8 protein-coding genes are annotated in these 5,975 nt (G+C 63.5%); 7 read left to right on the top strand and 1 reads right to left on the bottom strand.

What is annotated here, in order from left to right; translation table 11 throughout:
* The 4 genes from EOC06_RS28010 to EOC06_RS27995 all read left to right on the top strand — a co-directional run.
* On the top strand, positions 1–243 hold a 243-nt coding region (locus EOC06_RS28010), incomplete at its 5' end, for a MarR family winged helix-turn-helix transcriptional regulator (RefSeq protein WP_368773608.1).
* The gene (locus EOC06_RS28005) at positions 240–1,052 is read left to right on the top strand and encodes an enoyl-CoA hydratase family protein (RefSeq protein ID WP_128309308.1); all 813 of its coding nucleotides are present in this window, start codon (positions 240–242) and stop codon (positions 1,050–1,052) included. The genes EOC06_RS28010 and EOC06_RS28005, both read left to right, overlap by 4 nt.
* A 99-nt stretch (positions 1,053–1,151) precedes the next feature.
* Complete coding sequence (locus EOC06_RS28000) at positions 1,152–2,300, top strand: acyl-CoA dehydrogenase family protein (RefSeq protein ID WP_128309307.1); 1,149 nt, start codon at positions 1,152–1,154, stop codon at positions 2,298–2,300.
* A gap of 64 nt (positions 2,301–2,364) precedes the next feature.
* A complete protein-coding gene (locus EOC06_RS27995; protein WP_128309306.1) occupies positions 2,365–2,760 on the top strand; it encodes a RidA family protein in 396 nt (131 codons plus the stop codon).
* Positions 2,761–3,073: 313 nt separating this feature from the next.
* On the opposite strand, the gene EOC06_RS27990 is transcribed toward EOC06_RS27995, so the two are convergent.
* Positions 3,074–4,165, bottom strand: a complete 1,092-nt coding sequence (locus EOC06_RS27990) for an LLM class flavin-dependent oxidoreductase (RefSeq protein WP_128309305.1) — start codon at positions 4,163–4,165, stop codon at positions 3,074–3,076.
* Positions 4,166–4,274: 109 nt separating this feature from the next.
* Between EOC06_RS27990 and EOC06_RS27985 the strand changes: the two genes are divergently transcribed.
* The 3 genes from EOC06_RS27985 to EOC06_RS43720 all read left to right on the top strand — a co-directional run.
* Positions 4,275–4,601, top strand: a complete 327-nt coding sequence (locus EOC06_RS27985; RefSeq protein WP_128309304.1) for a hypothetical protein — start codon at positions 4,275–4,277, stop codon at positions 4,599–4,601.
* Positions 4,602–4,670: 69 nt separating this feature from the next.
* The gene (locus EOC06_RS27980; protein WP_128309303.1) at positions 4,671–5,468 is read left to right on the top strand and encodes an ABC transporter substrate-binding protein; all 798 of its coding nucleotides are present in this window, start codon (positions 4,671–4,673) and stop codon (positions 5,466–5,468) included.
* Positions 5,469–5,620: 152 nt separating this feature from the next.
* Positions 5,621–5,975 (top strand): ABC transporter permease subunit (locus tag EOC06_RS43720; protein WP_245470142.1); only part of this gene is annotated, 355 nt, incomplete at its 3' end.

Raw genomic sequence — 5,975 nt, 5'->3', positions numbered from 1 at the left:
AATGTCACGGGCATCGTCGACCGGCTGGTTTCGGAAGGACTTGTTGCCCGCGCGCGGCGCAATGGCGACCGCCGCACGTCGATGGTACGGCTGACCGAGGAAGGCACGCAGGCCTTCGCCACAATCGCCGCGGCGCATGAAGGCTGGATCGGCGAATTGCTGGGTAAGGTCAGCGAGGACGACGCGCGCCGGCTGACCGGCATGCTGACCTCGTTTCGCAGCAACTGGGAGGGACGCGAATGACCGCAATGGCCGGGCGCAAGCCGAAGCATTTCCTGTGGGAGGTCGAGGGCAGGATCGCCAAGGTCCGGCTCGACCGGCCGGAGCGCAAGAACCCGCTGACCTTCGACAGCTATGCCGAGCTCCGCGACACGTTCCGCGACCTCGTCTATGCCGACGATGTCGACGCCGTGGTGTTCCTCTCCAATGGCGGCAATTTCTGCTCCGGCGGCGATGTCCACGACATCATCGGCCCGCTGGTCAAGATGGACATGAAGGAGCTCTTGGCCTTCACCCGCATGACCGGCGATTTCGTCAAGGCGATGCTGAATTGCGGCAAGCCGATCATTGCTGCGGTCGACGGTGTCGCGGTCGGCGCCGGCGCCATTATTGCGATGAGCTCCGATATCCGCATCGCCACGCCGGAAGCCAAGACCGCGTTCCTGTTCACCCGCGTAGGCCTCGCCGGCTGCGACATGGGCGCCTGCGCGATCCTGCCGCGCATCATCGGCCAGGGCCGCGCCGCCGAACTGCTCTACACCGGCCGCACCATGATGGCTGATGAAGGCGAACGCTGGGGGTTTTATAACCGGCTGGTCGATGCCGCCTTGCTGGAGGCCGACGCGCTCAACATGGCGGCGCGCATCGTCTCCGGCCCGACCTTTGCGCACGGCATCACCAAGACGCAGCTCAACCAGGAATGGTCGATGGGTCTCGACCAGGCGATCGAGGCGGAAGCGCAGGCGCAAGCGATCTGCATGCAGACCCGCGACTTCGAGCGCGCCTACAAGGCGTTCGTGGCCAAGGAAAAGCCGGTGTTCGAGGGAGATTGAGGATGATGCATTCCGTGGAGACGTCGGCGGGACAGCGCCCCCCTCTGTCCTACCGGCGCCGTAGAGCGCAGGGCCTGGAGAATAGCGGTGGAAGCACCCATGCCTGACCGCTCCTTCCTCTCCTGGCCGTTCTTCGAAGACCGCCATCGTCAGCTCGCCGAGCGCCTCGATGCATGGTGCGCGAAAAACCTGCCCGTCTCCCACCATGACGTCGACGCCGCCTGCCGCGAGCTGGTCAGCAAGCTCGGGCGAGACGGCTGGCTGAAGCCGACGGCGATCGACCCAGACAATCCTGGCCCCCTCGACGTCCGCACTTTGTGTATCACGCGCGAGACACTCGCCCGTCATGACGGGTTGGCCGATTTCGCCTTCGCCATGCAGGGGCTTGGCACCGGCGCGCTCAGCCTGTTCGGTACGCCGGAGCAGCAGCAATGGCTTTCGAAGACACGTGCCGGCAAGGCGATATCAGCCTTTGCCCTGTCGGAACCGCGCTCGGGATCGGATGTCGCCAACACGGAAATGACGGCGACCCGCGACGGCGACAATTACGTTCTGTCGGGTGAAAAGACCTGGATCTCCAATGGCGGCATCGCCGACCTCTATGTCGTCTTTGCCCGCACCGGCGAGGCGCCGGGCGCCAAGGGGCTTTCCGCCTTCCTCGTGCCTGGCGACGCCAGGGGCCTTGGCATCGCGGAACGGCTGGAAGTGATCGCGCCGCACCCGCTGGCGCGCCTGTCTTTCGATCAGGTCCGCCTGCCCGTCGCCGCGCGGATCGGCAAGCCCGGCGACGGCTTCCGTATCGCCATGTCGGTGCTCGACGTGTTCCGCTCGACCGTTGGTGCGGCGGCACTTGGCTTTGCTCGCCGCGGACTGGATGAAAGCATCAAACGGGTGTCCGAACGCAAACTGTTCGGCGCGCCAATGGCCGAACTGCAGATGGTGCAGGGTCATATCGCCGAGATGACGCTGGACGTCGATGCCGCGGCGCTGCTGGTCTACCGTGCCGCCTGGACCAAGGACATGGGCGCGCCCCGCGTCACCCGCGAGGCGGCGATGGCCAAGCTGTTTGCCACCGACAAGGCGCAAGAGGTCATCGACAAGGCCGTGCAGTTGCATGGCGGCGACGGTGTCCGCAAGGGCCATATCGTCGAAAGCCTGTATCGCGAGATCCGCGCGCTGCGCATCTACGAGGGTGCCTCCGACGTGCAGAAAGTGGTGATCGCGCGGCAAGTGATGGGCGCGGCCTGACGGCAGAGATTTTGACGAGCGTTCGACTTTGAAAATTGGGTTTTGGAATACCGGGAGGTTTTGAATGCACAGGATTCTGCAGCCCGAAGGCTGGGCAAAACCTGTCGGCTACGCCAATGGCGTCGCGGCACGCGGGCAGCTCGTCTTCGTCGGCGGACAGGTCGGCTGGAACGGGCAATGCCAGTTCGAGACCGACGATTTTGTCGGCCAGGTGCGGCAAACGCTCGAAAACATCGTCGCGGTGCTGGCCGAGGCGGGCGCGGGGCCTCAGCACATCACCTCGATGACCTGGTATTTCACCAACAAGGCCGAGTATTTGGCCAACCTCAGGGGCGTCGGCGAGGCCTATCGCGAGGTCATCGGCCGTCATTTTCCAGCGATGGCCGCCATGCAGGTGGTCGCGCTGGTCGAGGATCGGGCCAAGGTGGAGATTCAGGCGATCGCCGTCATCCCGGAATAGGGAGTTCGTTCGTCCGGAGTAAACGCCCCTCGCTTCGTCATCCACGGGCGGAGCAAGGAGCGAAGCGACGCGGCGCAGACCCGAGGATCCATGCCGGGACCTCAAAGCGTTGCAGCAATGCATGGTTCTGCTCCGTCGCACTTGCTGGCCGATGTCGCGGCATGGATCCTCGGGTCTCCGCGACGGAGCTTCGCTCCTGCTCCGCCCGTGGATGACGAAGTTGGGGAGGCTTCGGCAAATTCCGAATGCTCTACCTAAACTGATGATGAAATCCCTGACCGCCAACAGGCAGCCGCTTCCCGGAGCAAAGCTACTATGCGCGAAGGCCCGCCTGTCTCAAAATCGGCAGCACGTGATCGCAGAAATAGGGCAGCTCCCTGGCGTAGTTGACGAAGGACAGCGCGATGCCCTGATAGCCATGCCCGGCAATGGCGGCCATGTCGGCAGCGATCGTTTCCGGCGTTCCGATCAGCGGGTAGGTGCCGGCGCCGCCGGCGAAGCGTTGCCGGTAGCGGTCATAGGCGTGCGGGTCGTGCGACTGCGAGAATTCCTTCTTGCCGGCCATGTGAGCATCGACCGCATCGTGGTCGGCCATATCGACCGCATAGCTGTTATAATAGGCCTGCGCCTCTTCCATCGTCGGGCGGCAGACGACATGCGCAACCGTGTAGACGCCGACGTCGCGGCCTGCCTTGTCGGCCCGTTCGCGGATATCGGCGACATGCTTGCCGGCATCGCCCATTTCGGAAAAGGTCGTGAACAGATAGTCGCATCGGGCGGCGGCGAAATCGCGGCCCGGCCCACCGAAGGCGGCGTTCATGGTCACCGGGCGCGGAACCTGCAGACTGGCCGGCCGGCTGACGGCTTCCTTGAGGCGGTAATAGGTGCCCTCATAGTCGAGCGGCTCGGCCGAGGCATAAAGCTTTTCCAGGATTTCGATCCATTCGGCCGCCTGATCGTAGCCCTTCTCGACCAAAGGCGTGCCAAACATGCCGAATTCCTTCGGGTTCCAGCCGCAGACGATGTTCAAGCCCGCGCGGCCCTGGCTGATATGGTCGACCGTCGCCAGCGCCTTGGCGGCATAGAGCGGATGCACCAGCGGCACATGCACGGTCATGAACAGCCCGATCTGCTCGGTGGCCATGGCAAGAGCCGCCGCCCAGGTGAAGGTCTCGAACGACCATTCCCGCACCTTGTTGCGGCCGCCAAAACCGCGCCAGCGCGCAATCGGCAGCATGAACTCCAGCCCGGCGCGGTCGGCGATCTGGGCCGCGGTCACATTGTCCTGCCAGTTCGCCGTCCAGCGTTCCGGAACGTCTGTGATAGCAAGGCCGCCATCGGCATTGGTCGAAAAGACGCCAAGCTTCAGTCTGTTCGGGCCGTGCAAAGGGTGTGGTTTGTTCATGTCGCGACCTCCCGGCGAGAGAGCACACGCTAGGCCCGCGCGGAGATATTTCAAGCCTGAAATAGCTTCGGGTCGCCATCGCTCGCGGGTATCGGTTCCAGCGGGCCGCATGGTGTCCGCCACGCAACCGACACCGCAGCTTTTTAAGCTTAAAACTTTCGCCTTGAAAAGCGCCGCACTTTGGATAAGCATTCCACAGTCGATGGCGATTGCCTTGCCGGACGGGCTTGCCGGCCAGTCCATCGTGCAGACCAGTCCATCGTGCCGGCCAGTCCATCGTGGGTGCTCCGGGTGGGAGTCTCAGTTCTTGTCGTTCATACTGTCCCAGTCATCATCCAATGCGCGCCATGCCTTCGATGAAGTGCGCGCGCAGATCCGCCATCTGCAACAAAAAACGTCGCCAACCATGGCCGCATTGGTCGCTGCCATGAATTGACGCCCTGCGGTGCGGGGCGGCAAAACCGTGCGGGAGCAACCCGCCCGATCAACAACAGAGGGAACACAAATGAGCTTCACACGTCGCAAATTGCTTCTTCTCGCCGCCGCCATCGGCATTGCCGCCGGCCCCGCCACCGCTTATGCCGCCGATGTGCTCAATGTCGGCGCCTACCCGACCAATCCACCCTTCGAGTACAAGAACGAGAGCGGCACTTTCGAAGGCTTTGAAGTCGACATCGTCAACGAAGCCGCCAAGCGCATCGGCATGACCACCGACATCGCCGATCTCGGCTTCCAGGCGCTGTTTGCCGCCACCACTTCGAAGCGCATCGACGTCGCCATCTCGTCGATCACCATCACGGCGGAGCGGTTGAAGTCACAGTCGTTCACGCAGCCCTATTATGATTCAGACATGGGCATCGCCACCAAGGCCGACAGCCCGATCAAGGCCGAGGCCGACCTCAAGGGCAAGATCGTTGGCGTGCTGTCCGGCTCGACCGGCGAAACCTGGGTCAAGGCGCATCAGGAAGCCGGCGGCTTCAGCGACGTGAAGGGCTACGACACGCAGCAGAACCTGCTGCTCGACCTCAGCGCCGGCCGCGTCGATGCGGCCGTCAGCGACATTCCGGGCATGGAGTATTCCTTCACCAAGATGAAGGACCTGGTCGTCAAGGAGCGCATCAAGACCGGTGAGCAATACGGCCTGATGATGACCAAGGACCATCCGCTGCTCGGCAAGCTGAACGATGCGCTGAGCGCGATGAAGAAGGACGGCACGCTGGCCGCGATCCACAAGAAGTGGTTCGGCAGCGACGCGCCCGCCGACTCTTCGACCATGAAGGAAATGCCGCTGCCGAAGGCCTGAGCTGAAAGCTGCGCTGACATCGTGCCGGCTTTCCAGGCCGGCACGATTCATTTCACGCTCCAGCGCCGGCTTCCGCGCCGACCGCCTCGCCATCTGCGAGGCATATTGGTTTTAACCTGAGCATGATTGCTCTCGGGTTCGGGAACGCTCCCATGTCGCTGCTGGATACCTTCTTTAACCCCGACGTCATCATGTCCAGCCTGCCGGCGCTGCTGCGCGGCTTCCTGAACACGCTGCTGCTCGGCATTTTGAGCATCGGCATCGGGATCCCCATCGGCCTGGGGATCAGCCTGGTGCGGCTCTATGCGCCGAAGCCGCTGCGCTGGCTCGCGGTCGGCTACACCGACATCTTCCGCGCCCTGCCGGTGCTGGTCGTGCTGATCCTGATCTACTACGCGCTGCCCTTCCTCGGCATACGCCTGTCGTCCTGGGCCTCGGCGGTGACGGCCTTCGCCTTCATCATGTCGGCTTACTCGGCAGAAGTGTTCCGCTCCGGCATCGAAAGCA

The sequence above is a fragment of the Mesorhizobium sp. M7A.F.Ca.MR.362.00.0.0 genome (assembly GCF_004023175.1).
In the GTDB taxonomy this organism is placed as follows: Bacteria; Pseudomonadota; Alphaproteobacteria; order Rhizobiales; family Rhizobiaceae; genus Mesorhizobium.
The sequence above is the reverse complement of the archived record's forward strand: the minus strand, read 5'-3'. Positions and strand labels throughout refer to the sequence as shown.

Bases quoted from the DNA above. Each gene is read 5' to 3' on its own strand.
- EOC06_RS28005 (WP_128309308.1), top strand. From the start codon at position 240: ATGACCGCAATGGCCGGGCGCAAGCCGAAGCATTTCCTGTGGGAGGTC.
- EOC06_RS28000 (WP_128309307.1), top strand. From the start codon at position 1,152: ATGCCTGACCGCTCCTTCCTCTCCTGGCCGTTCTTCGAAGACCGCCAT.
- EOC06_RS27995 (WP_128309306.1), top strand. From the start codon at position 2,365: ATGCACAGGATTCTGCAGCCCGAAGGCTGGGCAAAACCTGTCGGCTAC.
- EOC06_RS27990 (WP_128309305.1), bottom strand. From the start codon at position 4,165: ATGAACAAACCACACCCTTTGCACGGCCCGAACAGACTGAAGCTTGGC.
- EOC06_RS27985 (WP_128309304.1), top strand. From the start codon at position 4,275: ATGGTGTCCGCCACGCAACCGACACCGCAGCTTTTTAAGCTTAAAACT.
- EOC06_RS27980 (WP_128309303.1), top strand. From the start codon at position 4,671: ATGAGCTTCACACGTCGCAAATTGCTTCTTCTCGCCGCCGCCATCGGC.